This window comes from Pseudomonas sp. JAI115 (genome assembly GCF_014200835.1).
Lineage (GTDB): Bacteria > Pseudomonadota > Gammaproteobacteria > Pseudomonadales > Pseudomonadaceae > Aquipseudomonas > Aquipseudomonas putida_A.
This window is the reverse complement of the sequence record NZ_JACHCY010000003.1, coordinates 564,610-588,644: the sequence shown is the minus strand read 5'-3', so window position 1 is coordinate 588,644 and position 24,035 is coordinate 564,610. Positions and strand designations below refer to the sequence as shown.

The 24,035-nt window shown below is 60.5% G+C and carries 19 protein-coding genes; 8 read left to right on the top strand and 11 right to left on the bottom strand.

Features of this window, described 5'->3' with window-relative positions; all coding sequences use genetic code 11:
• Positions 1-22 precede the first annotated feature (22 nt).
• On the top strand, positions 23-3,706 hold the full coding sequence (locus HDC30_RS10610) for a hypothetical protein (RefSeq protein WP_183782833.1): 3,684 nt from the start codon (positions 23-25) through the stop codon (positions 3,704-3,706).
• A gap of 42 nt (positions 3,707-3,748) precedes the next feature.
• On the opposite strand, the gene HDC30_RS10605 is transcribed toward HDC30_RS10610, so the two are convergent.
• Positions 3,749-5,995: an ATP-binding protein gene (locus HDC30_RS10605; RefSeq protein WP_183782832.1), complete on the bottom strand. Its 2,247-nt coding sequence runs from the start codon at positions 5,993-5,995 to the stop codon at positions 3,749-3,751.
• Positions 5,992-6,606 (bottom strand): biliverdin-producing heme oxygenase, encoded by a 615-nt coding sequence (locus HDC30_RS10600; protein ID WP_183782828.1) that lies wholly within the window; start codon positions 6,604-6,606, stop codon positions 5,992-5,994. The genes HDC30_RS10605 and HDC30_RS10600 overlap by 4 nt, the downstream gene beginning before the upstream one ends.
• Before the next feature lie 274 nt (positions 6,607-6,880).
• On the opposite strand from HDC30_RS10600, the gene HDC30_RS10595 reads away from it, so the two are divergent.
• Positions 6,881-7,501 (top strand): LysE family translocator, encoded by a 621-nt coding sequence (locus HDC30_RS10595; RefSeq protein ID WP_183782827.1) that lies wholly within the window; start codon positions 6,881-6,883, stop codon positions 7,499-7,501.
• Here HDC30_RS10595 and HDC30_RS10590 read toward each other — a convergent pair.
• Positions 7,498-7,911, bottom strand: coding sequence for a VOC family protein (locus HDC30_RS10590; RefSeq protein ID WP_183782826.1), 414 nt, complete (start codon positions 7,909-7,911; stop codon positions 7,498-7,500). The two genes, HDC30_RS10595 and HDC30_RS10590, sit on opposite strands and share 4 nt — an antisense overlap.
• 184 nt (positions 7,912-8,095) lie before the next feature.
• Here HDC30_RS10590 and HDC30_RS10585 point away from each other — a divergent pair, with 184 nt between their 5' ends.
• Genes HDC30_RS10585 through HDC30_RS10575 form a run of 3 tightly spaced genes read left to right on the top strand, consistent with a single transcriptional unit; the run spans position 8,096 to position 10,626 of the window.
• Entirely contained in the window at positions 8,096-9,178 is a 1,083-nt protein-coding gene (locus HDC30_RS10585; protein ID WP_183782825.1) for a bifunctional transcriptional activator/DNA repair enzyme AdaA, read from the top strand.
• 31 nt (positions 9,179-9,209) lie between these two features.
• Positions 9,210-10,007, top strand: coding sequence for an isocitrate lyase/phosphoenolpyruvate mutase family protein (locus tag HDC30_RS10580; protein ID WP_183782823.1), 798 nt, complete (start codon positions 9,210-9,212; stop codon positions 10,005-10,007).
• Position 10,008: 1 nt separating this feature from the next.
• A complete protein-coding gene (locus tag HDC30_RS10575) occupies positions 10,009-10,626 on the top strand; it encodes a DNA-3-methyladenine glycosylase (protein ID WP_183782821.1) in 618 nt (205 codons plus the stop codon).
• Between the two features lie 105 nt (positions 10,627-10,731).
• Here HDC30_RS10575 and HDC30_RS10570 read toward each other — a convergent pair whose 3' ends face one another.
• From HDC30_RS10570 to HDC30_RS10560, 3 genes are all read right to left on the bottom strand, one after another.
• Entirely contained in the window at positions 10,732-11,829 is a 1,098-nt protein-coding gene (locus HDC30_RS10570) for an extracellular solute-binding protein (RefSeq protein WP_096795939.1), read from the bottom strand.
• A 2-nt stretch (positions 11,830-11,831) separates the two neighbouring features.
• Positions 11,832-12,947 carry an agmatine deiminase gene (gene aguA, locus HDC30_RS10565; protein WP_027613168.1) on the bottom strand — a complete coding sequence of 372 codons (1,116 nt, stop codon included), beginning with the start codon at positions 12,945-12,947 and terminating at the stop codon, positions 11,832-11,834.
• Between the two features lie 99 nt (positions 12,948-13,046).
• A complete protein-coding gene (locus HDC30_RS10560) occupies positions 13,047-13,931 on the bottom strand; it encodes a LysR substrate-binding domain-containing protein (RefSeq protein WP_123587923.1) in 885 nt (294 codons plus the stop codon).
• A 208-nt stretch (positions 13,932-14,139) separates the two neighbouring features.
• On the opposite strand from HDC30_RS10560, the gene HDC30_RS10555 reads away from it, so the two are divergent.
• Positions 14,140-14,628, top strand: coding sequence for a GFA family protein (locus HDC30_RS10555; RefSeq protein WP_183782819.1), 489 nt, complete (start codon positions 14,140-14,142; stop codon positions 14,626-14,628).
• A gap of 124 nt (positions 14,629-14,752) precedes the next feature.
• On the opposite strand, the gene HDC30_RS10550 is transcribed toward HDC30_RS10555, so the two are convergent.
• The 3 genes from HDC30_RS10550 to HDC30_RS10540 all read right to left on the bottom strand — a co-directional run bounded on the left by HDC30_RS10550 (position 14,753) and on the right by HDC30_RS10540 (position 17,503).
• On the bottom strand, positions 14,753-16,039 hold the full coding sequence (locus HDC30_RS10550; protein ID WP_027613171.1) for an ATP-binding protein: 1,287 nt from the start codon (positions 16,037-16,039) through the stop codon (positions 14,753-14,755).
• Positions 16,040-16,747 carry a response regulator gene (locus HDC30_RS10545; RefSeq protein ID WP_027613172.1) on the bottom strand — a complete coding sequence of 236 codons (708 nt, stop codon included), beginning with the start codon at positions 16,745-16,747 and terminating at the stop codon, positions 16,040-16,042.
• 147 nt (positions 16,748-16,894) lie between these two features.
• Complete coding sequence (locus HDC30_RS10540) at positions 16,895-17,503, bottom strand: tRNA-(ms[2]io[6]A)-hydroxylase (RefSeq protein ID WP_183782817.1); 609 nt, start codon at positions 17,501-17,503, stop codon at positions 16,895-16,897.
• Positions 17,504-17,662: 159 nt separating this feature from the next.
• On the opposite strand from HDC30_RS10540, the gene HDC30_RS10535 reads away from it, so the two are divergent.
• Positions 17,663-18,526, top strand: coding sequence for a universal stress protein (locus tag HDC30_RS10535; RefSeq protein WP_150369608.1), 864 nt, complete (start codon positions 17,663-17,665; stop codon positions 18,524-18,526).
• Positions 18,527-18,734: 208 nt separating this feature from the next.
• Here the strand turns inward: HDC30_RS10535 and HDC30_RS10530 are convergent, their stop codons facing one another.
• Complete coding sequence (locus tag HDC30_RS10530; protein WP_007965774.1) at positions 18,735-19,205, bottom strand: DUF1289 domain-containing protein; 471 nt, start codon at positions 19,203-19,205, stop codon at positions 18,735-18,737.
• Between the two features lie 467 nt (positions 19,206-19,672).
• Here HDC30_RS10530 and acnB point away from each other — a divergent pair, with 467 nt between their 5' ends.
• A complete protein-coding gene (gene acnB / locus HDC30_RS10525; protein WP_027613175.1) occupies positions 19,673-22,282 on the top strand; it encodes a bifunctional aconitate hydratase 2/2-methylisocitrate dehydratase in 2,610 nt (869 codons plus the stop codon).
• 51 nt (positions 22,283-22,333) lie between these two features.
• On the opposite strand, the gene HDC30_RS10520 is transcribed toward acnB, so the two are convergent.
• Positions 22,334-23,995, bottom strand: a complete 1,662-nt coding sequence (locus HDC30_RS10520; protein ID WP_183782815.1) for a SulP family inorganic anion transporter — start codon at positions 23,993-23,995, stop codon at positions 22,334-22,336.
• Positions 23,996-24,035 lie beyond the last annotated feature (40 nt).

Genomic DNA, 24,035 nt, shown 5'->3' with positions numbered 1-24,035 from the left:
GCCATGGATGGACTGACACCCAATGACGACTTCAACCAATCTTTTTACCCCAGCACCTCTATCAAGTGAGCAACTTGAGCGACGTGATATTGCGCAGACAATGAGAGCCATGCTCGAAAAGTGGGAAAAGGCCAAGGCCAGCGACAACTATGCCTACCCCACCAACCGTGTTAATAACAAACAACTGTGCATATCGACTCTTGAGGGAAGTCTATTCAATCAAGCGCATTTTTCGGCACACATCGTCCTGCGCCAACTGGTACGTCAGCCACAATTCGTTGCAATCGTCGATACGTTAGAAATCAATGATGACAACTGGACACTGGTCAATAAAAAGGGCGAAATCTTTCAAGTCCATGAAATCCAAACAACTGTCGGGACGTTTATCGAGCGCATTGATATCACCCAGCAGATCAACGAGATTGATTCGTTGAAAGCCGACCTGCAACTGCTGGCCAGCAGTGCAGTCATGACAGGTGGCATCGTGTCTTCAAGCGACCGTCTGCCGTTGCTCAACTGGCTGCAGTTCCAGCAACTGAACCTGCCCGAGACCGCAGACCAGTTGCAAAACCTGATTGCCTGGCTCGAACTGACGTTGCCGCTGCCACCGACGCATGGCAACTACTGGGGGATATCGAACGAAACCGGCGCAACAGAGCTGTGCATCGACGAAGATCAGCAATCGGCTATCTACCAGGTCATCCATAAGTTGATGGACAGGGGCGAGCCGCGCGCGGAACCGCTGATCAATTATCTGGCGGGCGCACTGCTCAAGAAAGAGACGCCGACAGCCCTGCGTGAATACCCGCGTCGCGCCTGGGCACTGCTGATCGAGACCGAAGAAGCCAAAGCTTTCGCCCAGTCCTGCTTCGAAGCGTTGAACGAACCGTCCATGGCCAATGCGACTGTGCTGAGCACAGAGCAGCGCAGTCGCCTGCTGGTCGCAGCGGTCATGCTGGATTTGTCGTTGGGTCGCGAAGACAAGAACCAGAATTTCATCGAGCAGAATATCTATAACCCAGGTTACGTACAGGCTACCTCCCACGAGGTCAACCTGGCACTGGAACAGGCACTCGGGCGCCGACGTATCAAGGAATATGCCGTTCCCATGACGCTGGAACTGATCCTCGCCGGACTTGCGCCCGAGTTCCTGGTCAGAACACCCACGACGCTACAGATCGGCACGCCAGGCTGGGTAATTCTGCGCAAATCGGTAAGTCTGGCCGAGAGCATCGCGCCTGGCCTGTCCAGTCAGATGTCCTATGACAAGCTGCTTGAATTGGGCGCGATCTTGCCCACTAGTGCCCAACAGCAGACCCTGCATGACTGGGCGAACCTGCAAGGCATCATGGACTGGTCGATGCTGAATGGCCTGGAACCGGAGAATGCCAATGACCTGCCAACCCAGGAACTGTTCAAGCAGGCAGCCAGCCAATACAACGCCCACCTCGAGGCGATCAACGCCGCACTGACAACGATCGCCACCCCACCGGTCAGTCGGCGCAAGCTGGCGAAAGCCGAGCTGTACGACGTAGGTTGCGATCCGATGATGCAAATAGCGTTGCCGGTCGAATACGGATACGAACGCCATTATCATTCCGTGCTTGATGTTTACATGACCCGCAACTTGCTGTTCAAAAAGGGCTATGACAGGCAATCCGGCACAAGTATCTACAAGGCGTATCCGGATCTGCTGACACTCGAACCAATCAACGACATTTACAAGGCAAAAGTAAAAGAACACTTCAAGCAATACAAAACAGCCATCAATACCACTGTGCGCCTGACACTTTCACGATTGTCACTGGAAGAACGGATGGCACTTGAATTCGGCAAGGTGGCCATATTCACCGTTCGCGATTTCTCCATACAAACCCCGATAAACAGCAGCTTTGTGCCGTTTGATCCACGTAAAACAGCGCACTTCGGCAACATGCTGTTTTGCAAGTATGGATTGCAGTTCTACTGTTTTGAAATATTCCCCCTGCAAGGTATTTGCCGCAATAATCCGGCTCTTGCTGAAGCCTACATCCGCGGCCAGACACTCGATGAGATCGGATGGTTTACCGATGGACCGAACGGTGACAACGAGTTCAAGTCGCTGACGTATCTTCATGCGCGATTCGAGAAAACCGCCTACTTCGAAGGCCAGCCCCCCTTGAGCGAGGAGCTGCGAGACAGGCCGGGCATCATTCTCGAACGCTTTGCCGAATTCGATGAACCTGACGACGCGCTACCCCTTACGCGTAGCCCTATGCACAGTTTCAACTCGGAACGTTTCGACAAGATCGGCGAAATCATTGCCGAACATAATCCCCCGACCCATTACGATCAGTTTTATGCAATCAGTTACGACAGACCCGCCCTGGAGAAGAAACATGATGACTGGGACAACGTCACCGAAACCATTCTCGACATCGTCATCCCGTTCCGCCAGTGCATCAGGGGCCTGTCCTCCAGTGACCCGGATCTTCGCAGCGGCGCCATATTCAGCTGTGTGATGGACCTGACCGCGATCCTCTTCGTCTTTGCCGGAGCGCTGGGGCCGTTCAGCAAGGCGCTGGGCAGCAGTACAAGACTGTTAAGCCTGAGCAAGGTCGGCGCAAGCGTAGCGCTGTCGGTGTTCAATCCGCTCGATGGCGTTCCGAAGCTGGTTTACGGTGGTGCCAGACTGGTCGGCAAAGGCGTGATGAAACTCAGCCATTTCGGCCATACCGTCATCCGGGCCGGAGCCGGACAACTCCGAGCGCTGAGCAGTACCAGCAGCGGCTCGTACGACCTGGTCAAGGCCCTGAGCAAGACCGGGGTTGCAGTGGAGATTCGCATGACTTTGCCGACGCTGGCGCATGCACGGGCATTGTTCAAGGATGATGCACTCGAAACAGTCGAACAGCTCGTCACACGCCTGAGCCAGGACGTTGTTTCCATACCCAAGGGCGGCAATGCGACAGAACTGCAGCATCTGTTCAACGCTGCAACGAGGGAAGCGACTCAGTCCTCAAAGGGATTCCAGCAACTGGAATCGTTAATAGGTCATGCCGCGGCGAACGACGTACTGATCAGCTTCACCAAAAGCAGAGGCCCCCGGTTCAACGGCACAAAGTTCACTACAAAAGCTGGTGACTATTCGGAAATACTTGGATCAATGGCCGAGCTTGAATCCAGGAAAGTCATCTATCTGAAGAATCATCAGCAAAGCATCTTGAAGACGGATCTGGGCAAGCCACCCTACAGCGACGTGATGCCCGAAACGGCGTTCAACCCGCAGGGTTTCACCGACAATGCGCAGAGAGCCGGAGCCTGGATGGTCAAGGGTTCGTCCTCCGACAATGAACTGGAGCACATTGTCGCGATCCTGCGCGAGTATACGAGCAACAATAAATCGCTCACCGATGCGAACGTGGTCAAAGAGATCCACGCTCGACTGGTGCCTCAACTGGCGGAGTCTGTGCGCGAGGTCGGACAGCCAACAAAATATGGTGGCAGCATCAGCGGTTATGCTTCGCTGGAACAACATCTGAAGACGCTCGATGCCGCCCATGAGCACTTCGACAAACACTTGCTGGCGGCCATCGCCGGCTTTCAAGGCTTCGGCGACGGCAATGGTCGTACCGCCAGCGCGGTGTATGCGATCAGCCAACTGCGCAACAATCGATTTGTACCGATGCCGAAACACGTGTTCATGTCGTTGAGCGATCTGGGCTAACCACCCAAAATCCGTGCCCCGTTTAACGTGGCACGGATTTCTTCATTCCCCGGAGAGCATCGCCGGCACGGTAAACCGAAACTCCGTGCCCTCACCCGGCTCACTGCTGGCCTCGATGCGCCCGCCGTGGGCTTCAACAATCCCCTGCGTGATGTACAAGCCCAGTCCGGTTCCGGTCGGGTTGCCCTCCTTCACCGTCCAGTAGCGGTCAAACACCCGCGCCAGGTTTTCCTTGGGAATGCCTTCGCCGGTATCGCGCACGGTAAACACGATTTCTTTGCCGTCAGACTTGGCCAACACGCCCACCGAACCTTTGCGCGGGGTGAACTTGATCGCGTTGCCGATCAGGTTCGACAGCACCTGAAACAGGCGCTCCGGGTCGGCGTGGATTTTCAGGTCGGGATCGGCCTCGAACGAGATATTGATGTCCTTGTCCATCGCCAGTGGCCCGAGCAGCGACTGGGTTTCCTCGAACATCTGCCCGACATCCAGGGTCTGCGGGGCGATGGTGTAGCGCCCGGCGTCGATCTTCGAGGTGTCGAGCAGATCTTCCAGTAGCGTGTTCATCCGCCCAGCTGCCTGCTGCATGGTGTCGATAGCCGTGGAGATGCGCCGCGAGGTGTGCGGGCCGTCGGAACTGAAGGTCTTCTGCATCATGCCGCAGAGCATGGAAATCACGGTCATCGGGTTGCGCAGGTCATGGGAAACCACCGCCACCAGTTCATCACGGGCGCGCACCGCCTCCTGCTCGCGGCGTACCTGTCGCGCCAGGTCGTTTTCCAGTGCCGAACGGCGCAAATCGTTGGCCGCGAACAGATCGCCATGACTCCATTTGGTGGAGATCCCGGCCATCTCGACTTTCCAGATTTCGAACGAAGTACGCGGACGCAGACGCAGGCCGGCGTCGGAATTTTCCAGATCCAGCGGTTTGCGCGGGTCGCCGCTCCAGTTGATGTTTTCCTTGACCTCGGGACGGAACCACATCACCCCGTTGTCCACCGGTTTGGGCAGGCTCATGGCAAGCACGCCGCTGGCCACTTGCTGAAACTGCGCGGCTGGCGGATAAACGCTCGCCAGATGATGGCTGGCGAATACCGGCTCGCCGGTGTTCTGCAACCACTTGTGCAGGGCGCGAATGTCTTCCGGCTCCGGGCAGTTGCCATAACGGTGCAATTGCTTGTCTTCGATGATCGCAATGCCCCCGGCCCCGGCCAGCGCCATAAGCACTTGGGGTTGTTGCGCCAGACCGTCGAAGACGTTTTCCGGCGAGTCGATCATGGCCTGATTGAGCAGCGCCAACGCCTCGACTTTCTCCTCGCGCTGGCGGCTGATTTCCAGCGCTTCCATCGCGCTGATCTGCAGCGACAGCACCTGACCGATGGTCTGGCACGCGCTGCGCAGTTCATGCGGCACGTGCAGCGGCTGGCGGTTGCCGCAGCTGATCAGGCCCCAGAGTTTGTCGCCCTTGAGCAGCGAGATGCTCATCGACGACAGCACGCCCATGTTCTTCATGTACTGGCAATGAATCGGCGAGACGCTGCGCAGAGTGGCAAAACTCAGGTCCAGCGGGGTCTGGGTGTCCGGGCGCAACTTGGGCACCAGCGGCACCGGCTGGTAATCGGCATTCGGGATGATCCGCAGCCAGTTGGTGCGGTACAGCTCGCGCGCCTGCTCGGGGATGTCCGAGGCCGGGAAAAACAGGCCGTTAAACACTTCCATTGACGGGTCGGACGCCTCGGCGATCACCTGACCGTGGCCCTCCTCCTCGAAGCGGTAGATCAGCACCCGATCGTAACCGGTCATTGCCTGGATTTCCTTGACGCTGATGTCGTACAGCGCCTGCAGCGAAGTGGCCGCTTGCAGTCGCTGGAGCATGCGCCCCAGATGGGTCTGGTTGCCGGCGACGTTGCGCGGCTGGAAGTTCTCGACGTGGATTTCCAGTTCCAGAATCAACACGCCTTGATGACGGTGCAGCAGACCTTCGAACGCGGTGCCGTTGAGGCGAAAGTGCAGCGGTCCGGCATCGGCAAATACCGGTTGTTGCAACGCCTCGCGCACGGCCGCCGCGTGCGTCTCACCCAGCAATTCGTGCAGTGGCTGGCGGATCAGTTCTTGCGCCGGGCGTGCCAGCAGGGTCTCGACGTTGGCGCTGATCTGAATGATGTCCAGCGCCGGCTCGCTCAGGGTCAGCAACAGGCCATGAGGCTGGATCGCCCCGGGAAAGCGGATCGGTTCGTCGGCACAGTTGGCCAGCAGTTCTTCAAAGGCTTCTTGGTCTTGCGGGTTCATGCCAGTACCTCCCGGCTTTCGAGCCAGCGCTCGAAACAGCTGAATGTGGTTTGGGCTGCCGCAACCACGGCTTCACGTTCGCCCGCATCCAGCGATCGACTGCCCAGGTAATCAATGAAATCGCGCCAGCGGCGGCCTGTGGCAGCGCCGTAAACGTCGAGGAATGCCGCACCGTTGTCGGCGTTCAGGCTCAACCGCGAGGCGATTTCGCGGCGCAGGATCTGCCCGCCGAGGGTTGCCCCTTCCAGCACGTACGTCACTCCCAGACAGGCAGCGCTGGAGTCGATCACGGGCAGCGCCTGACACAGCGGCAAACGGGCGATAGCCTCGACCGACAGACCCTGGGCCCTCAGATCATTGAACAGGGTCGGCGCCTTGAGACGTGGCGCAAGATCGAAATCGACCGGGATTGCGCCGCTGTCGAGCAATGCGCTTTCCAGCGGTCGATAAAAGCCGTAGTAGGCCTGCATCAGCCGTACAAAAGCGTTGGAATCGAGGGTATCGGAGAAAAAAGGAAGACGTTTTTCCAGTGCGATGTGCAGTTCGGCAGTGCCGGCTCGCAGATCTTGCAGCACCGGTGGCACATAAACTTCACGGGCCTTTGCTTGCATGTAGATCGCTCTTGGTGGGGCCGCTTCGGGGCCGGCAGGGTGTTTGCAGCTTTGGAAGGATATTACACGGCAAACGCCTTTTTCTGACTTGGCGCACAGATTTTTCTGACGAAACCATCGCCTTCAGACCTTTCAGAGTTCTGGAGAATCAGAAAAGTTCGACTCGATCAAAGAGGCTGCCAAGGCTGTACCGCGACAGCACCGCATGACTGTACGGGTCAACGCGCCCGCAGTCTGTGATAAAAAAGCGTCATCGCTTCCGGAGCCCAAGCCCATGGATCTCGCCACGCTTTCGCTGTTTCTCCCGGCCTGTTTTGCTTTGAACATGGCCCCCGGCCCGAACAACCTGCTGTCGGTGAGCAATGCCACCCGCTACGGCTATCGTCGGGCCTGCGCCGCCGGTATCGGGCGAATCGTTGCATTCGCCGCAATGATTGCCCTCGCCGGCGCGGGATTGTCGGTGGTGCTGCAGACCTCGGAATGGCTGTTCCATGCGATCAAGATCATTGGCGCGGCGTACCTGCTGTACCTGGCCTGGCAACTCTGGCGCGCCAACCCCGAGGCTGAGCAGCAGATGGACGGAGCGTCGGTGGGGTTCTGGCGGCTGGCACGTCAGGAGTTTCTGGTGGCGGCGGGCAATCCGAAAGCGATCCTGTTGTTCACCGCGTTTCTGCCGCAATTCGTTGATCCGAGCCGCCCGGTGCCGGCGCAATTCGCCGTGCTCGGCGCGCTGTTTCTGCTGCTGGAATGGATTGCCATCGGCGCCTACGCGTGGATGGGCCTGCACATGCGCCGCTGGTTCGCCGAGCCGCGCGGCAAACGGGTCTTCAACCGTTGCTGTGCAGGGCTGCTGTCGGCGGCCGCTTCAGTGCTGTTGTTCGCCAAACGTGCTTAAGCCTCGGACGGGCCTTTGAGTTCGACCTGATTGCCGTCCGGGTCGAAGCAATACAGCGACAGGCCGTAGCCCTCGGCGCCGAAGCGTCTGGCGGCTTTTTCCACGGTCAGACCGTGCGCCTGCAAGTGCTCGGTCAGCGCCGGTTCATCGAACGGCTCGATGCGCAGGCAGAAGTGATCGACGTTGCGCCGCTCTTTACCGGCCGCCCCGCCACCCTTTTTGCCAAGTTCGCCTTGCAAGTCGACGAGGTCGATCATCGAGGTGCCGGCGCGCAGGTGCACCAGACCCAATGGTTCGTTGTGCCTGACCACCTCGGCGCCGAAGACCTGGCGGTAGAATTCGATACTGCGTTGCAGATCGGCGACACGCAGGACGATGTGATCAATATGTTGAATCGAAAACGGATGCATAAACTCGACACCTCACCCACTCTGTAGGAGCTGCCGAAGGCTGCGATCTTTTGCTTTTGATTTTAAGAAACAAGATCAAAAGATCGCAGCCTTCGGCAGCTCCTACACGGTAGTTCAGAGGTTCTGGAAATTCACTGTCGATTTTTCGGTGGAGCCATCGAAATCCTGGATTTAAGCTCAGGCCATGAACATACAAACCGCACTCCTGCCGCCCCACGCCGAGATGGTTCGCGCCATGCTCGAACGCGACACCGCCTACGAAGGGGTGTTCTTCACGGCCGTGAAAACCACCGGGATCTTCTGCCGCCCCAGCTGCACGGCGCGCAAGCCGAAACCGGAGAACGTCGAATTCTTCGCCCATGCCGATGAGTGCTTGAGCGCCGGTTATCGCGCCTGCCTGCGCTGCAAGCCGCTGGACGCTGCCGCCATCGCCCCCGACTGGGTTCAGCACCTGCTCACCGCCGTCGATGCCGACCCGGAAGTGCGCTGGAGCGATGCGCAACTGCTGGCCGCAGGCATCGAACCGCTGAAGCTGCGGCGCTGGTTCAAGCAGCATTTCGGCATGACCTTTCATGCGTGGCTGCGCACGCGCCGGCTCGGTATGGCGCTGGGCGGGATTCGCCAAGGCACCTCGATTGACCATGCGGCGTTCGACTCAGGCTATGAATCGCTCAGCGGTTTTCGCGATGCGTTCCAGAAGTCGTTCCACATCACCCCGGGTCGTGCGGCCCACAGTGAACCGCTGCTGTTCACCCGCCTGACCACGCCGCTGGGGCCGATGATCGCGATGGCCGAACGTCGCGGACTGGTGTTGCTGGAGTTTCTCGATCGCCCGGCGCTGACCCGCGAGGTCGAGGAACTGCAGGCCCGCCATGGCTACGTGGTCGCACCGGGACACAACGCGCATTTGCGGCAGATCGAAGAGCAACTCAACGAATATTTTGCCGGGACCCGCACTCTGTTCAGCGTCCCGCTGCACCTGCCCGGCAGCGCGTTCGACCGGCAAGTCTGGGAGCAACTGCTGCAAATTCCCTATGGCCAGACCAGCACCTACGGCGCCATCGCCTCACGCCTGGGCAAACCCGGCGCCAGTCGCGCGGTAGGTTTGGCCAATGGGCACAATCGGCTGTCGATCGTGGTTCCGTGCCATCGGGTGATCGGTGCGGACGGTTCGCTGACCGGCTATGGTGGTGGACAGCCGCGCAAGGCGTTTCTGCTGAGGCTGGAAAACGCTGCGGTGCAGCTCACGCAACCACTGGCTTTCTGACGCTTTGCACCACTCACAAGAAGGGATCTCGATGAACGCACTCGACACTCGGTTCCACCAGTTACACCAGGAAGGTCTGCTGATCCTGACCAACGTCGCCGACGCCACCGGCGCGCGGCTGGTCGAGCACGCGGGTGGGCAAGCGGTCGCCACCAGCAGCGCGGCAGTCGCTTGGGCGCATGGCTATCCAGACGGCAACACCCTGCCCCTTGAACGGCTGATTTCAACCGTGGAATCCATCGCGCGGGTGATCCAGGTGCCGCTGAGCGTGGACATCGAGGCGGGTTATTCCGATGACCTTGGCCGTGTGGCCGAAGTGGTCGATGCGGTGCTCGCCGCCGGTGCGGTCGGGATCAATATCGAGGACGGCAGCGGCGCCCCGGAGCTGTTGGCGCGCAAGATTGAAGTAGCACGGCAGATCGCTCAGAAGCGTGGTGTGAAGCTGTTCATCAACGCGCGCACTGACGTCTACCTCAAGGGCCTGGTACCGGCCGAGGATCGCGTCGCCGGAACCCTGCACCGTTCAGCGTTGTACCAGGCCGCCGGGGCCGATGGCTTGTTTGCCGCTGGCGTGACCGCCGCTTATGAAATCGAGGCAATCTGCAAGGGCACGTCACTGCCGGTGAACGTGCTCGGCTTCGCCTGCCTGCCGTCGCCGACCGAGCTGCAAGCTCTGGGCGTGCGGCGCTTGAGCGCCGGGTCCGGGATCGCCGAGTTCCTCTACGGCGCGATGGGTTCGCTGGTGAAAAGCTTCCTCGCCAGCGGCAAGCTCGACACCCACGACCTGAAGGCGCTGACCTACGGCGAAGTCAACGGACTGCTGAAATAGCATGCCGGATCGTTATCAGGCGGCCAGCGAATTTCTGGCCGCGCTCGACGAGGACTGGCAGCGCCACGTTGCAGCCGTCGGCCAGTGCCTGCATCAACCGCACCCGGCGCATGACCCTTACGAATCGCTGGTGCGGGCAATTGCTTATCAGCAACTGCACGCCAAGGCTGGGGATGCAATTGTCGGGCGTCTGGTGGCGCTGTTTCCGGGGCAGACGTTTCCCCGGCCTGAACAGATTCTCGCGACCGACTTCGATCAACTGCGCGGCTGCGGTTTTTCGGCGGGCAAGATTGCGACCATTCAGGGCATCGCCCAGGCAACGCTGGACGGTGTAGTGCCGGATTATCCCACCGCGCTGGCAATGGAGGATGAAGCGCTGATCGAACGCCTGGTCAGCCTGCGCGGGGTTGGCCGCTGGACCGTGGAGATGCTGCTGATTTACAGCCTGGAGCGCATGGATATTCTGCCGGCGGATGATTTTGGCGTGCGCGAGGGCTATCGCCGATTGAAGGCGCTGGAGGTACAGCCGACGCGCAGGCAGATGATCGAGATCGGCTTGGCGTGGAGTCCGTATCGGACGGTGGCAGCTTGGTATTTGTGGCGCGTTGCCAAGGTCTAGACCGCGTTATCGTTCTTCGCGAGCAAGCCCGCTCCCACAGAGGAACGCATTTCAAAATGTGGGAGCGGGCTTGCTCGCGAAGGCGCCCGTCGACTCAACCTCAAATCAAAGACCTGACTTCAACTTGCTGAACGCCCGAATCAAAGCCCGATTGAACGCCTTGCCATTGTCATTCTTGCTATACAGCGAAGCCCGCACCGCCTCCGACGGATACGTCCCCGGATCATTACGGATCGACGCATCCACCAGACCATCCGCCGCCGTGATCGCATTGGCGTAGTGGATGGTGTCGGTGATCGGCGCGATCACCTCAGGCGTCATCAGGTAATCCATCAACGCCAGCCCGGCCTGTGGATGCGGCGCATCCTTGGGAATGACCATGGCGTCAAACCAGATCAACGTGCCTTCTTTGGGGATACGGTAACTGAGCTGGAACGGCTTGTTCGCCGCTTGCGCCTGCCCCGCCGCAATCGCCACGTTGCCATTCCACGACATCGCCACGCAGGTGTTGCCGTTGGCCAGGTCGCTGATGTTCAGATCGTTGTCGAAGTAGCGAATGTACGGGCGGATCTTCGCCAGTTGCTGCTCGGCGAGTTTCAAGTCATCAAGGTTCTGCCGGTTGATGTCCAGGCCCAGGTACTTCATGACTGCGGCGAACACTTCGTTTGGATCGTTGAGCAGACTCACCCCGCAATCGGCAAATTTCGCCACCACCGCCGGGTCGAACAGCATCGCCCAGCTGTCGGTCGGCGCTTCTGGTAAACGCTGCTTGATCGCTTGCTCCTGATAGCCGACGCCGGTGGTGCCCCAGGCATAAATGCCGGCGTAACGGTTACCCGGATCGAACACCGCCATGTGCTGGCGGAACTCCTCGCCAACCCCGGCAAAGTGCGGCACCCGGGCCTTGTCCAGCGGCTGGATCGCACCGCTTTCAATGGCCCGCGACAGGTGCTGGCCGGCGGTCAGTACCAGGTCATACCCGCTGCGTCCGGTGAGCAGTTTGGTCTCTACGGTTTCCAGCGAATCGAAGTGATCGGCGACCACCTGAATACCGGTCTGCGCCTCGAAGTTCTTCAGCGTATCCGGGGCCAGGTACTCGCCCCAGATATACAGATTAACCACCGGTCTGGCGGTGTCGGCGGCCTGCACACACAGGGGTGCAAGCACCAGCAATAACGCTTTACTCAGTTTGTGCAGGCCCATGGTCAGGCTCCTTTTTTCTGGCCGGCGTATTGCGGCATGGTGATGCACGCGACGTTGCCGCCACCGAGGAGGATTTCCCGGGAATTCTCGATGCCGACAATCTTGTGCTGCGGGAACAGTTCGGCGAGGGTCGCCAGCGCCACCTGATCGTTGCGATCACCGAACAGCGGCACCACGATCGAGCTGTTGCCGGCGTAGTAGTTGATGTACGACGCACAGATTCTGGTGCCGGCCTGACGGGTGTGAGTGCTGTCCTGCTGATCGAGGCCTTCGGCTTCTTCGGCGGTCCACTCCAGCACGTCCGGTTGCGGCAGCTTGTGCACGATCAACTCGCGGCCACGGCTGTCGCGGGTGCTGCGCAGGATGTCGTAGGCCTCTTGATAGATTTCCCACTGCGGATCGTCGCGGTTGTCGGTCCATTGCAGCACCACTTCGCCGGGGCGGACGAAGCAGGCGAGGTCATCGACATGGCCATCGGTTTCGTCGAACTTGCAGCCGCGTGGCAGCCAGATCACTTGTTCGGCGCCGAGGTAATCGGTCAGGCGCCGGGTTACTTCGTCCTTGCCCAGATGCTGGTTGCGATTGCGGTTGAGCAGGCACTGTTCGGTGGTGAGGATGCTACCCTGACCATCGCTCTGGATGCCGCCGAGTTCGGCAATCAGCGGTGCGCGGTAACGGTCGAAGCGTTCGATTTCGAGGATCTTGCTGGCGATCTGGTCGTCCTTGTCCCACGGGTAGTACAAACCGCCGTCGAGCCCACCGTAGGCGTTGAACTCGAAGTCGACGCCGCGCACTTCGCCGCTCTGGTCGTTGACCACGAAGCACGGACCGCTGTCGCGGAACCAGGTGTCGTTGCAGGTCATCTCGACCACGCGCACTTGCGGCGGCAACTGGCGGCGGGCGGTGGCGAATTGCGCGGCGGAGGCGCAGACGGTGACCGGTTCGCTGTGGGAGATGGCGGTGACGATCTGCACCCAGACTTTCTGCGCCGGTTTCGCGCCGTTGCGCCACACGTCGGTGCGCTCCGGCCAGCCGAGCCAGCAGCCGGACTTGGCTTCGAATTCGCCGGGCAGACGGAAGCCGTCGCGCTTGGGGGTGGAGTCGAGCAAACGTGCCATGGTCAAACCTCGTCTTGGGGTTGGGAATGACCACAGGCTACGATCGCGGACGGCTGGCCCGCCAACGATGATTATTGCGGAACAGTTGAATTCAACTCATCAATCGGCCAGTTGATCGTTGAACCATTCAAGCATCTGCGCCACCGCCGGCCGCTCCAGGCGCAGCCGTTCGCAGACCAGCGCGTACTGGCCGAGCGCGGTCATGCTCGAGGTGAATGGCCGCACCAGCCGCCCGCTCAGCAAGTCCTCCTGCGCGGTGAGGTTGTCGCCCATCGCCACGCCCTGCCCCTGCGCCGCCGCTTCCAGCGCCAGACCGGCATGGGCGAAATACAACTGGCGCTGCGGGCGCAGATCGCCGGCGTGACTGGTGAGCCAGGCGGTCCAGGTCTTGCCGTCCTGATCGTCGTGCAGCAGGCAGTGGCGCGCTAGGTCTTTCGGGGATTTCAGACTGCCCTGATTGAACAGCCCCGGGCTGCATACCGGGAAGAATTGCAGCGCAGGCAACGGCCGTACGAAGTAGGCGCTGCTGTCCACCGGGCCGGTGCCGTAGGTGATCGCCAGGTCAATGTCTTCGCCCGGCGCGCTGGCGTCGATCGGCTGTTCGTAGAGATGCAGGGTGATGTGCGGATAGCGCGCGTAGAAATCGGTGAGGCGGTTCATCAGCCACTTTTGCGCCAGCTCGGCGGTAACCGCCAGGCGCAACACCGCCAGCGAGGAAGGATCGCGCAGTTCATCACAGGCCTCGCCGATCAGTTCGAAGGCCTGCTGCAGGCTCTGCATCAGGCGTCCGGCGGCGATGGTCGGGCGGATCTGCCGGCCTTCGCGAATGAACAGCGAGACGCCGAGCTGCTCTTCGAGCTGACGGATCTGGTGGCTGACCGCGCTGTCGGTGACGCACAACTCGGCGGCAGCCCGGCCGAAATGCGCGTGGCGGGCGGCGCATTCGAAGGTTCGCAGGGCCGCCAGTGAGGGGAGTCTTCGCATGGGTTGGAGTGCCTTTTTTTGGGACATGCTGACCGGGCTGGCGGTGGGCGTCCAGTGCGACCGAGTTATCGTTCTTCGCGAGCAGGCTCGCTCCCACATTCTCGAACGCGCGCCCCTGTGGGAGCGAGCCTGCTCGCGAAAGCGTCTGCATGATCGCCACAAATCTTCTAGGCTCAACCGCACCCCTTCAGCCAACCGGAGGCCCCTCATGCACCTCGAAGGCTCCTGCCATTGCGGCGCCGTCAATTTCAGCCTGACCAGCGCCCATCCCTACCCCTATCAACGCTGCTACTGCTCGATCTGCCGCAAGACTCAAGGCGGTGGCGGTTACGCGATCAACCTCGGTGGCGATGCGGCCAGCCTCAAGGTTCAGGGGCGCAAGCACATCAGCATCTACCACGCGAAGATGAAGGAAGCAGGTGAAAAACGTGGCCATCGCAGCACCGCCGAGCGGCATTTCTGCTCACAGTGCGGCAGCGGCTTGTGGCTGTTCAGCCCGGAATGGCCGGACTTGATTCATCCGTTCGCCTCGGCCATCGATACGCCACTGCCGGTACCGCCGCAGCACACACATTTGATGCTGGGGTCGAAGGCGTCCTGGGTCGAGGTGGATGCGAAACCCAAGGACAAGCAGTTTGCGGTGTATCCCGAGGAGTCGATTGCGCAGTGGCATGAGCGGTTGGGGTTGGTCAAATAAGTACAGTTTTGTGATGTGCTTGATGGCCCTATCGCTGGCAAGCCAGCTCCCACAGGTTCCGGGGCGTACACAAAGCCTGTGGGAGCTGGCTTGCCAGCGATAGGGCCGGAACTGACAGCACAAATCAGTCCAGATGCGCCCAGGTCATCCGGAACGACGCCCCACCCCACACCGATTCCCCGACCTCGACCTGCCCGCCATGAGACTGCGACACCCGCCGCACCAGCGCCAGACCCAGGCCGAAACCGCCGGTACGCCGATCGCGACTGGCATCCAGCCGCGAGAACGGCTCGAAGATTTTCTCCCGACCTTCCACCGGCACACCCGGACCGTCGTCGTTGACCCGCACTTCGTAGTAATCGCCGCTGCGCACCAGCGTCACTTCGACACGGCGCTCGGCATAACGAATGGCGTTGCGCAGCAGATTGATCACTGCGCGCGCCATAAAGCGCGGCTCGATGCGTACGGTGTCGAGCAGGCAGTCACCAATCAGCAACTGCACCCCCGCCGCTTCCGCCTCCAGCGCCACGCTGCCGACCACGCTGTCGAGCCAGTTGGCCGCTTGAATGTTTTCGCACTTGATCACCGTCGCGCCACGTTCGAGGCTGGCGTAGGTCAGCAGCTCGGAGACCATTTCTTCCAGCTCGCCAAGGTCGGCGTACATGTCGGCGATCAGTTCGCGGTTCTGGCTGGCGTCCGGTTGCTGCTTGAGCTGGTCGAGTTCGAACGACAATCGCGCAATCGGCGTGCGCAGTTCGTGGGAAACCGCGTTGGTCAGCTCACGCTGATTGGCGATCAAACTCTCGATGCGCGCCGCCATCAGGTTGAAGTGTTCAGCCAGATCGCGAATGTTCGAGCGCTTGGACAGTTGAATGCGCACCGACAGGTCGTTGTCGCCAAAGCGCTCGGCGGCCAGACGCAGTTTTTCCAGATCGCGCCAGTGCGGACGCACCCAGAAAAACAACACACAGCCGATCAGCACGGCGATCATCAAGTAGGCACCGGCAATGTAGAACGGCATCAGGCTGGGTTCGGCGGGCAAGCGAATGCTGAGCAGTTGCGAGCCGCCGTCGATGGCTGAAATGTATTGGGTGTATTTGTCGCGGATCACCAGCAAGCCTTGAGCAAGCTCGGCTTTTTCCTCGTCGCTGAGCGCCAGTTGATCGGCGTCGACCAAGGTCAACCCCAGGCCATAGTGCGGGCGCAGGGCCTGCAATTGTTTTTCACGGGCCGGGCCGTCGAGGTTGCGCAGCAACTCCCCCAGCGTCCAGGCCTGACCACGCACCGCCTCGCGGTTGTAGTCCTGCATCTGATAGTCGAGCAAGGCATCGAACGTACGCTCGACAGTTTGCAGGGCCAGGACCAGGCCCACCGTCATCACCAGAAACAGCCCGAGGAATAACCGCAGCATCTACAGCTCCCACGCGAACGGATTGAACAGATACCCCTTGCCCCACACGGTCTTGATGCACACCGGTTCGCGTGGGTTGTCCTTGAGTTTGTTGCGCAACTTGCTGATGTACACGTCGACGCTGCGGTTGAGCCCGTCAAAAGCGATACCGCGCATGCGATTGAGGATGTCATCGCGGGACAGGGTCTTACCGGCGGCGCTGGCCAGCAACCACAGCAGCTCGAATTCCATGGTGGTCATTTCGATGATCTCGCCGGCCAGACGCACTTCGCGACAGCTGCGATCGATGCTCAAGCGCCCGAACTCCAGCGCACTGACCACGCCAGCTTCCGGCATCTGCCGCCGCTGCAAGGCGCGCAGCCGAGCGAGCAGTACCGGCGGTTTGATCGGTTTGATCACGTAGTCGTCGGCGCCGGATTCCAGGCCGAGAATATGGTCGAGGTCGTCTTCCTTGGCGGTAAGGATGACAATTGGCGTGTCCGACACGCTGCGGATTTCCCGGCACACGTGCAGGCCGCTCTGCCCCGGCAGCATCAGGTCGAGCACCACCACTTTGGGCTGAAACTCGAGAAACGCGGCCACTGCCAGATCACCGCGATGCACCGCGCGCACCTCGTAGCCATGTTGTTCGAGAAAGTGCGCAATCAACGTGGCCAGACGCTCATCGTCTTCGACCAGCAGGACTTTGCCAAAACCCAGGTTATCCATAACGACCGTCTGCCAACCCATGTGTGAAGTGGGCGACAGTATGGCGGGATTCGTCGGCGAGGCGTTGTTTCGGGCAGCAAAAACCGGCCGCAGGGGCCGGTTTTCGGTGATATTTCATACTCTTAAGAGTTTTTAACAGTTTGTGTTTCAGGCCGCGGCCGGCACACCACTGTGGAAGCGGAACTCTTCGTCCGGCGACTCGATCAGCTCCTGCTCGGCAACGCGGACCTTGTCGATCACCTGAGCGATGTCCTTCGCGTCGCCGTACTGGTAAGCCAGTTTCAGATAACCCTGGAAGTGCCGCGCCTCGCTTTTCAGCAGGCCGAAATAGAACTTGCCGAGTTCTTCGTCCAGATGCGGCACCAGCGCTTCGAAACGCTCGCAACTGCGCGCTTCGATAAATGCGCCGACCACCAGGGTATCCACCAGTTTCACCGGCTCATGGCTGCGCACCACTTTGCGCAGGCCCGAGGCGTAACGCCCGGCGTGCAACTGGCGCAGCTCGATCTTGCGGCGTTTCATGAGGCGCATGACTTGTTCGTGATGCACCAGTTCTTCCCGGGCCAGACGCGACATCATGTTGATCAGGTCGACGTGGGAATGGTACTTGGCAATCAGGCTCAACGCGGTACTGGCGGCCTTGAACTCGCAGTTCTTGTGGTCGATCAGCAGGGTTTCCTGATCGGCCAGTGCCGCCTGGACCCAGGCGTCGGGCGTGCGGCAGCCAAGGAATTCGTGGATTTCGGGAAGGATCATGGGGCTCACGGTAAAAGGTGTACGAGCAAAGGCCGCCGATTATACCGGCCTGCCCGCAGACCACCAGTCGCAGGCGTTGATATGTATCAAGTCGCAGGCGCATGAGCAGCAACTATAGTTGTGCAACGCCGTGCCTTTTCTTTGCTGGAGACTCCGCTCATGCAAGCCATTCGCAGCATTCTGGTGGTCATCGAACCCGAACATTCGGAAAGCCTGGCGCTCAAGCGCGCCAAGCTGATCGCCGGCGTGACCCAGGCCCATCTGCACCTGCTGGTGTGCGACCGCAAGCACGACCACGCCGGCATGCTCGGCGTGCTCAAAGCCGCGCTGCTGGCGGATGGCTACAGCGCGACCACCGAACAGGCGTGGAACGAGAGCCTGCATGAAACCATCATCGATGTGCAGCAGGCCGAAGGCTGCGGGCTGGTGGTCAAGCAGCACTATCCCGACAGTGCGCTGAAAAAGGCCCTGCTGACGCCGGCGGACTGGAAACTGCTGCGGCACTGCCCGACCCCGGTGCTATTGGTAAAAACATCCACTTCCTGGAAAGACCGGGTGATTCTTGCGGCCGTGGACGTGGGCAATGCCGATGGCGAACACCGGCATTTGCACACTACGATCATTGATCACGGCTACGACATTGCCAGCCTCGCCAAGGCGCATCTGCATGTGATCACGGCGCATCCGTCACCCATGCTCTCGGCAGCGGATCCGACCTTTCAACTCAAGGAAACCATCGAAGCGAGGTACCGCGAACAGTGCAAGGCGTTTCAGGCCGAGTTCGATGTTGACGACGAACACCTGCACATCGAGGAAGGCCCGGCGGATGTGCTGATTCCGTTCATGGCGCACAAACTGCAAGCGGCAGTGACCGTGATCGGCACCGTGGCGCGGACCGGGTTGTCAGGCGCACTGATCGGCAATACCGCCGAAGTGGTGCTGGATGCGCTGGAAAGCGACGTGCTGGTGCTCAAGCCGCAGGAGGTTGAGGATCATCTGGTGGAGTTGGCAGTGAAGCACTGAGGATTACGGTGCCTGAACCGGCGCCTTCGCGAGCAGGCTCGCCCCCACGGTTGGAATGCATATCCCTGTGGGAGCTGGCTTGCCAGCGATAGCGGTGGGTCAGTCAACATCGATATTGGATGCACCGACTTCATCGCTGGCAAGCCAGCTCCCACAATATTTGCATTCCACTGCGATCATTGTGGGAGCGAGCCTGCTCGCGAAGCTTTTAGGCGCCGAAGGCGTCTTTCAGGAAGCCCGGGGCGATGTAGCGCTGATAATGCGCTTCCGACAGCAGGAAAAACTCCCGATCAATGGCATCGCGCAACTCCGGCAGGTTCCAGTCGCGGAACTCCGGCAGCAACACCATCCCGTAGGCTTCCAGATTAATGATCACCCGCGCCCCGCGCGCAATCAGCTGATAGGCCCAGCAATATTCCGACTGATGCGGCACAAAGCGGATCTTGCGCTGCTCCAGCTGTTGGCGCAGCCGCGCTGGATCGAAGATCTCGACCTTGCTCGCCATCACTTGTGACAGCAATTGCTCCAGACGCAACCACACCGCACGCTTTTCCTCCTCGCCGTAACCATTCCAGTGGATCACTTCGTGGTGGAAACGCTTGCAGCCACGGCACACCAGATCTCCGTAAACAGTGGAGCAGAGGCCGACGCAGGGGGTCTTGATGGTCTGATTGGGCATAAATTGGCAAAACACTGAAACGCGGAACAGGCCGGCATGTTAGCCCTTTGTCGGGCATTGATCACCCCTCAAACGTCAGGGGCAAGCGCTGGCCCGCGGTTTGACTAACCTGCGCACAACGCCACCAAAGTCCAATAGAGCGCGACTTACCTTTAAATTTTTTTTGCCGTAGAATCAGCCAGCCTTTTAAGGCGCCAATGTCCGTTAGAAGCTGTTTTCAAAGCGTCACGAGCACAGTCGTTCCTTCAGAGCGGTGTTGGCGAAGGGTTTTTCCAGCGGGGAAAAGCCCAACGCCAACCCTCATCAGCTCCCCGTTCTGCAGGCGTAAAACTTTGAAAGCAGCTTCTGTAAGGAATTGCCGGTAATTCTGGCCAAACGACCCAAAACGTCGTGCGGTGCACGAGTACGGCAATTTCGGGATGAGCGTCCCGGACACCCATTTGGGACCACTGATGAGGGTAATAACTGTGCTTGAAGCCTACCGCAAACATATCGAAGAGCGTGCAGCCCTGGGTATCGTTCCCCAGCCGCTTAACGCCGAACAAACTGCAGGCCTGGTCGAGCTGCTGAAGAATCCTCCGGCTGGCGAAGAAGCTTTCCTCGTTGACCTGATCACCAATCGCGTACCACCAGGAGTGGACGAAGCCGCTTACGTCAAAGCCGGTTTCCTGTCGGCCCTGGCCAAAGGCGAAGTCACCTCCCCTCTGCTGGACAAGAAGCGCGCTGTAGAACTGCTCGGCACCATGCAGGGCGGCTACAACATCGTGACCCTCGTTGAGCTGCTGGACAACGCCGAGCTGGCGCCAGTGGCTGCCGAAGAACTCAAGCACACCCTGCTGATGTTCGATGCCTTCCACGACGTGGCTGAAAAAGCCAAGAACGGCAACGTTCACGCCAAAGCCGTGCTGCAATCCTGGGCTGATGGCGAGTGGTTCAAGAAACGCCCTGTCCTGGCCGACAAGATCAGCCTGCGCGTGTTCAAGGTCACCGGCGAAACCAACACCGACGACCTGTCCCCGGCACCAGACGCCTGGTCGCGTCCTGACATCCCGCTGCACGCCCTGGCCATGTTGAAAATGGCCCGTGACGGCATCGTTCCGGACGAGCAAGGCAAGACCGGCCCGATGAAGCAGATCGAAGAGATGCGCGGTCAAGGCTTCCCGATCGCCTACGTCGGTGACGTGGTTGGTACCGGTTCCTCGCGTAAATCGGCGACCAACTCGGTGCTGTGGTTCTTCGGCGACGACATCCCTTACGTGCCGAACAAGCGCGCTGGCGGTTTCTGCTTCGGCAGCAAAATCGCTCCGATCTTCTACAACACCATGGAAGATGCCGGCGCACTGCCAATCGAGTTCGATGTGTCGAACATGAACATGGGCGACGTGATCGACCTGTACCCGCACGCAGGCAAGGTCTGCAAGCACGGTACCGACGAAGTCATCACCACCTTCGAAATGAAGACCCCTGTGCTGCTGGACGAAGTCCGTGCCGGCGGTCGTATTCCGCTGATCATCGGCCGTGGCCTGACCGAGAAGGCTCGTGCCGAACTGGGTCTGCCGGCATTCGATCTGTTCAAGAAGCCGGAAGCACCGGCTGAAAGCACCAAGGGCTTCACCCTGGCGCAGAAAATGGTCGGCAAGGCGTGCGGTCTGGCAGAAGGCAAAGGCGTTCGTCCTGGCACCTACTGCGAACCGAAAATGACCACCGTCGGCTCTCAGGACACCACCGGTCCGATGACCCGTGACGAACTGAAAGACCTGGCGTGCCTGGGCTTCTCCGCTGACCTGGTGATGCAGTCCTTCTGCCACACCGCGGCGTATCCGAAGCCGATCGACGTGACCACCCACCACACCCTGCCTGACTTCATCATGACCCGCGGCGGCGTTTCCCTGCGTCCGGGCGATGGCATCATCCACTCGTGGCTGAACCGCATGCTGCTGCCGGACACCGTAGGTACCGGTGGTGACTCGCACACCCGCTTCCCGATGGGCATCTCGTTCCCGGCCGGTTCCGGTCTGGTCGCGTTCGCCGCTGCCACCGGCGTCATGCCGCTGGACATGCCGGAATCGATCCTGGTGCGCTTCAAAGGCAAAATGAAACCTGGCATCACCCTGCGTGACCTGGTTCATGCCATTCCTTACTTCGCCATCCAGAACGGTCTGCTGACCGTCGAGAAGAAAGGCAAGAAAAACGCCTTCTCCGGCCGCATCCTGGAGATCGAAGGCCTGGAAGGTCTGACCCTGGAACAGGCGTTCGAACTGTCCGACGCCTCGGCCGAACGTTCGGCTGCCGGTTGCACCATCAAGCTGTCGAAAGAGTCGATCACCGAGTACCTGCAGTCCAACATCACCCTGCTGCGCTGGATGATCGGCGAAGGCTACGGCGATGCGCGTACCCTGGAACGTCGCGCGCAAGCGATGGAAGCCTGGATCGCCAACCCTGAGCTGATGGAAGCCGATGCCGACGCCGAATACGCCGAAGTCATCGAAATCGATCTGGCCGACATCAACGAGCCGGTACTGTGCGCGCCGAACGATCCGGACGACGCCCGTCTGCTGTCCAGCGTGGCTGGCGAGAAGATCGACGAAGTGTTCATCGGTTCGTGCATGACCAACATCGGTCACTTCCGTGCTGCCGGTAAACTGCTGGATCAGGTCAAGGGTCAGCTGCCAACCCGTCTGTGGCTGTCGCCGCCGACCAAGATGGACGCTCACCAACTGACCGAAGAAGGCTACTACGGCATCTACGGCAAGGCCGGCGCACGCATGGAAATGCCAGGCTGCTCGCTGTGCATGGGTAACCAGGCACGCGTTGAGCCGAACAGCACCGTGGTCTCGACGTCGACCCGTAACTTCCCGAACCGTCTGGGCGACGGCGCGAACGTCTACCTGGCTTCGGCCGAGCTGGCGTCCGTGGCTTCGATCCTGGGTCGCCTGCCGACCGTCGAGGAGTACATGGAATACGCTGGCAAGATCGACAGCATGGCGGCCGATGTCTACCGCTACCTGTCCTTCGACCAGATCGCCGAGTTCCGTGAAGCCGCTGCGAACGCCAAGATTCCAGTCGTTCAAGCCTAACGTTACAAAGCAATAGAAAACGCCGCCCATCGTGAGATGCGCGGCGTTTTTTTATGTCTGGGGACCTGTGGGAGCAGGCTTCAAGGCCTGCTGCACCGCACCATCGACGCTCAGCCCGCTGAGTATCACCCCGTTGGCCGTTACCTCCGGCAACGCCTCCAACACGGCCAGCGCCTCATGCTTGAGTCGCGCCAGAATCAGGCGCTTGCCCTCCTGATGCACCCGCAGGAAGAACTCCTGGATCGCCTCAATGCTGGTGCCGTCCAGATCCGGGGTTTCCTCCAGACTGAGAATCACCGTGTGCAGCGCCACGTCCGAATGACGAATCAAGTGCAAAGCTGCACCAAGAACTCGCTCGACGTTAGCAAAGAACAACGCCTCACTGGGCCGCACAATCAGCACTCCCGACTCAGTCACCGCCGTTGGGTGACGCTGCAGATCGACAAAATCATGCCCGCCGTCGATCCGACCGAGCACCTGAATGTCCGCCGCCGACATCTGTTTGAGCATCAGCAACACGCTGATGGCCACCGACACCAGCAAGCCGTCGAGAATGCCCAGTACCAGCACCGCCCCCACCGCGCACAGCACCAGCAGCCGATCCCGGCGCCAGACGAAATAGCGCCCCAGCGGCTGCAGACTCAAGCCCCGCGCCAGCGCATGAACCACGATGGCCGCCAGAATCGGCTCCGGTGTCAGGGCGATCCACGGCAGCACCGTCAGCACGATCACCAGCACCACCAGCGCCGCCACCCCACCGGCCCAGCGAGAAGTCGCGCCAGCGGCCTCGTTCGCCGACGTTGCCGAATACCCGGCCCCCGCCGGCATGCCATGGAACAATCCGGACAACAAGTTCGCTGCGCCGAGCGCCAGCAGATCGCGGTTGGAGGTCACACGATCACCGTGCTTGAGGGCGAACGAACTGATCGAGCCGTACGACTCGGCGTACAGAATCATCACCAGCGCAAACCCCACCTCCCCCAGCCGCAGCCAGTCGGCAAACGGCAGCACCGGCAGGCTCGGCACCTCCAGGCTCAGGTCGATCAAACCGATCATGCTCACGCCATGAGCCGGCAGGTTCAGCCATTGCCCGGCGACGATGCCGATCACCACCACCAGCAAACCGCCAGGCACCCGTGGAAAGCGCGAGAACAGTCCCAACAGCACCAGCGCCACCGCTGCGACGGCCGCCGCCGGCCAGTTCCACTGCGGCAGTTGTTCGAGCAGTTGCGGGGCGAAGCGCACCAGATTGGCGTCGATCAGGTGCACGCCGACCACGCTGGCGACCTGCTTGAGGATGATGGTCAGCGCGAGGCCGAAAGCGAAGCCGCGCAGTACCGGTTTGGCGATAAACGCAGTGACGCTGCCGAAACGAAAGATCCCCGCCAGCAAGAACAGCCCACCGGTGACCAGCACCAACCCGACCGCCAGGGTCGCGCGTAACTGCGGGTCGCCATTGGCCATGGTCGCGGTGGCCGCCGCCAGCACCGCTGCTGACGAAGACGTGGCCGAGACAATGGCAAAGCGGCTGGTGCCAAACAACCCATAGCACAGCAACCCGGCAAACAGCGCAATCACCCCGGCCTGGGGCGCCAGTGCGGCGATGGTCGAATAGGCGACAGCTTCGGGCAACAGCAGACCGGCAATCGACAGACCGGCGAGGATGTCCTGCCAGCGATTGGGTGGCTCTACTGATTGGGGCGCGCTCGACAATCCACTGTCTCCAGACGAAAAAAAGCCGCTGTGCGTATCA

What these genes read in the sequence shown, in the direction of transcription:
- HDC30_RS10610 (WP_183782833.1), top strand. Translation starts at nt 23, where the DNA reads ATGACGACTTCAACCAATCTTTTTACCCCAGCACCTCTATCAAGTGAG.
- HDC30_RS10605 (WP_183782832.1), bottom strand. Translation starts at nt 5,995, where the DNA reads ATGAACCCGCAAGACCAAGAAGCCTTTGAAGAACTGCTGGCCAACTGT.
- HDC30_RS10600 (WP_183782828.1), bottom strand. Translation starts at nt 6,606, where the DNA reads ATGCAAGCAAAGGCCCGTGAAGTTTATGTGCCACCGGTGCTGCAAGAT.
- HDC30_RS10595 (WP_183782827.1), top strand. Translation starts at nt 6,881, where the DNA reads ATGGATCTCGCCACGCTTTCGCTGTTTCTCCCGGCCTGTTTTGCTTTG.
- HDC30_RS10590 (WP_183782826.1), bottom strand. Translation starts at nt 7,911, where the DNA reads ATGCATCCGTTTTCGATTCAACATATTGATCACATCGTCCTGCGTGTC.
- HDC30_RS10585 (WP_183782825.1), top strand. Translation starts at nt 8,096, where the DNA reads ATGAACATACAAACCGCACTCCTGCCGCCCCACGCCGAGATGGTTCGC.
- HDC30_RS10580 (WP_183782823.1), top strand. Translation starts at nt 9,210, where the DNA reads ATGAACGCACTCGACACTCGGTTCCACCAGTTACACCAGGAAGGTCTG.
- HDC30_RS10575 (WP_183782821.1), top strand. Translation starts at nt 10,009, where the DNA reads ATGCCGGATCGTTATCAGGCGGCCAGCGAATTTCTGGCCGCGCTCGAC.
- HDC30_RS10570 (WP_096795939.1), bottom strand. Translation starts at nt 11,829, where the DNA reads ATGGGCCTGCACAAACTGAGTAAAGCGTTATTGCTGGTGCTTGCACCC.
- aguA (WP_027613168.1), bottom strand. Translation starts at nt 12,947, where the DNA reads ATGGCACGTTTGCTCGACTCCACCCCCAAGCGCGACGGCTTCCGTCTG.
- HDC30_RS10560 (WP_123587923.1), bottom strand. Translation starts at nt 13,931, where the DNA reads ATGCGAAGACTCCCCTCACTGGCGGCCCTGCGAACCTTCGAATGCGCC.
- HDC30_RS10555 (WP_183782819.1), top strand. Translation starts at nt 14,140, where the DNA reads ATGCACCTCGAAGGCTCCTGCCATTGCGGCGCCGTCAATTTCAGCCTG.
- HDC30_RS10550 (WP_027613171.1), bottom strand. Translation starts at nt 16,039, where the DNA reads ATGCTGCGGTTATTCCTCGGGCTGTTTCTGGTGATGACGGTGGGCCTG.
- HDC30_RS10545 (WP_027613172.1), bottom strand. Translation starts at nt 16,747, where the DNA reads ATGGATAACCTGGGTTTTGGCAAAGTCCTGCTGGTCGAAGACGATGAG.
- HDC30_RS10540 (WP_183782817.1), bottom strand. Translation starts at nt 17,503, where the DNA reads ATGATCCTTCCCGAAATCCACGAATTCCTTGGCTGCCGCACGCCCGAC.
- HDC30_RS10535 (WP_150369608.1), top strand. Translation starts at nt 17,663, where the DNA reads ATGCAAGCCATTCGCAGCATTCTGGTGGTCATCGAACCCGAACATTCG.
- HDC30_RS10530 (WP_007965774.1), bottom strand. Translation starts at nt 19,205, where the DNA reads ATGCCCAATCAGACCATCAAGACCCCCTGCGTCGGCCTCTGCTCCACT.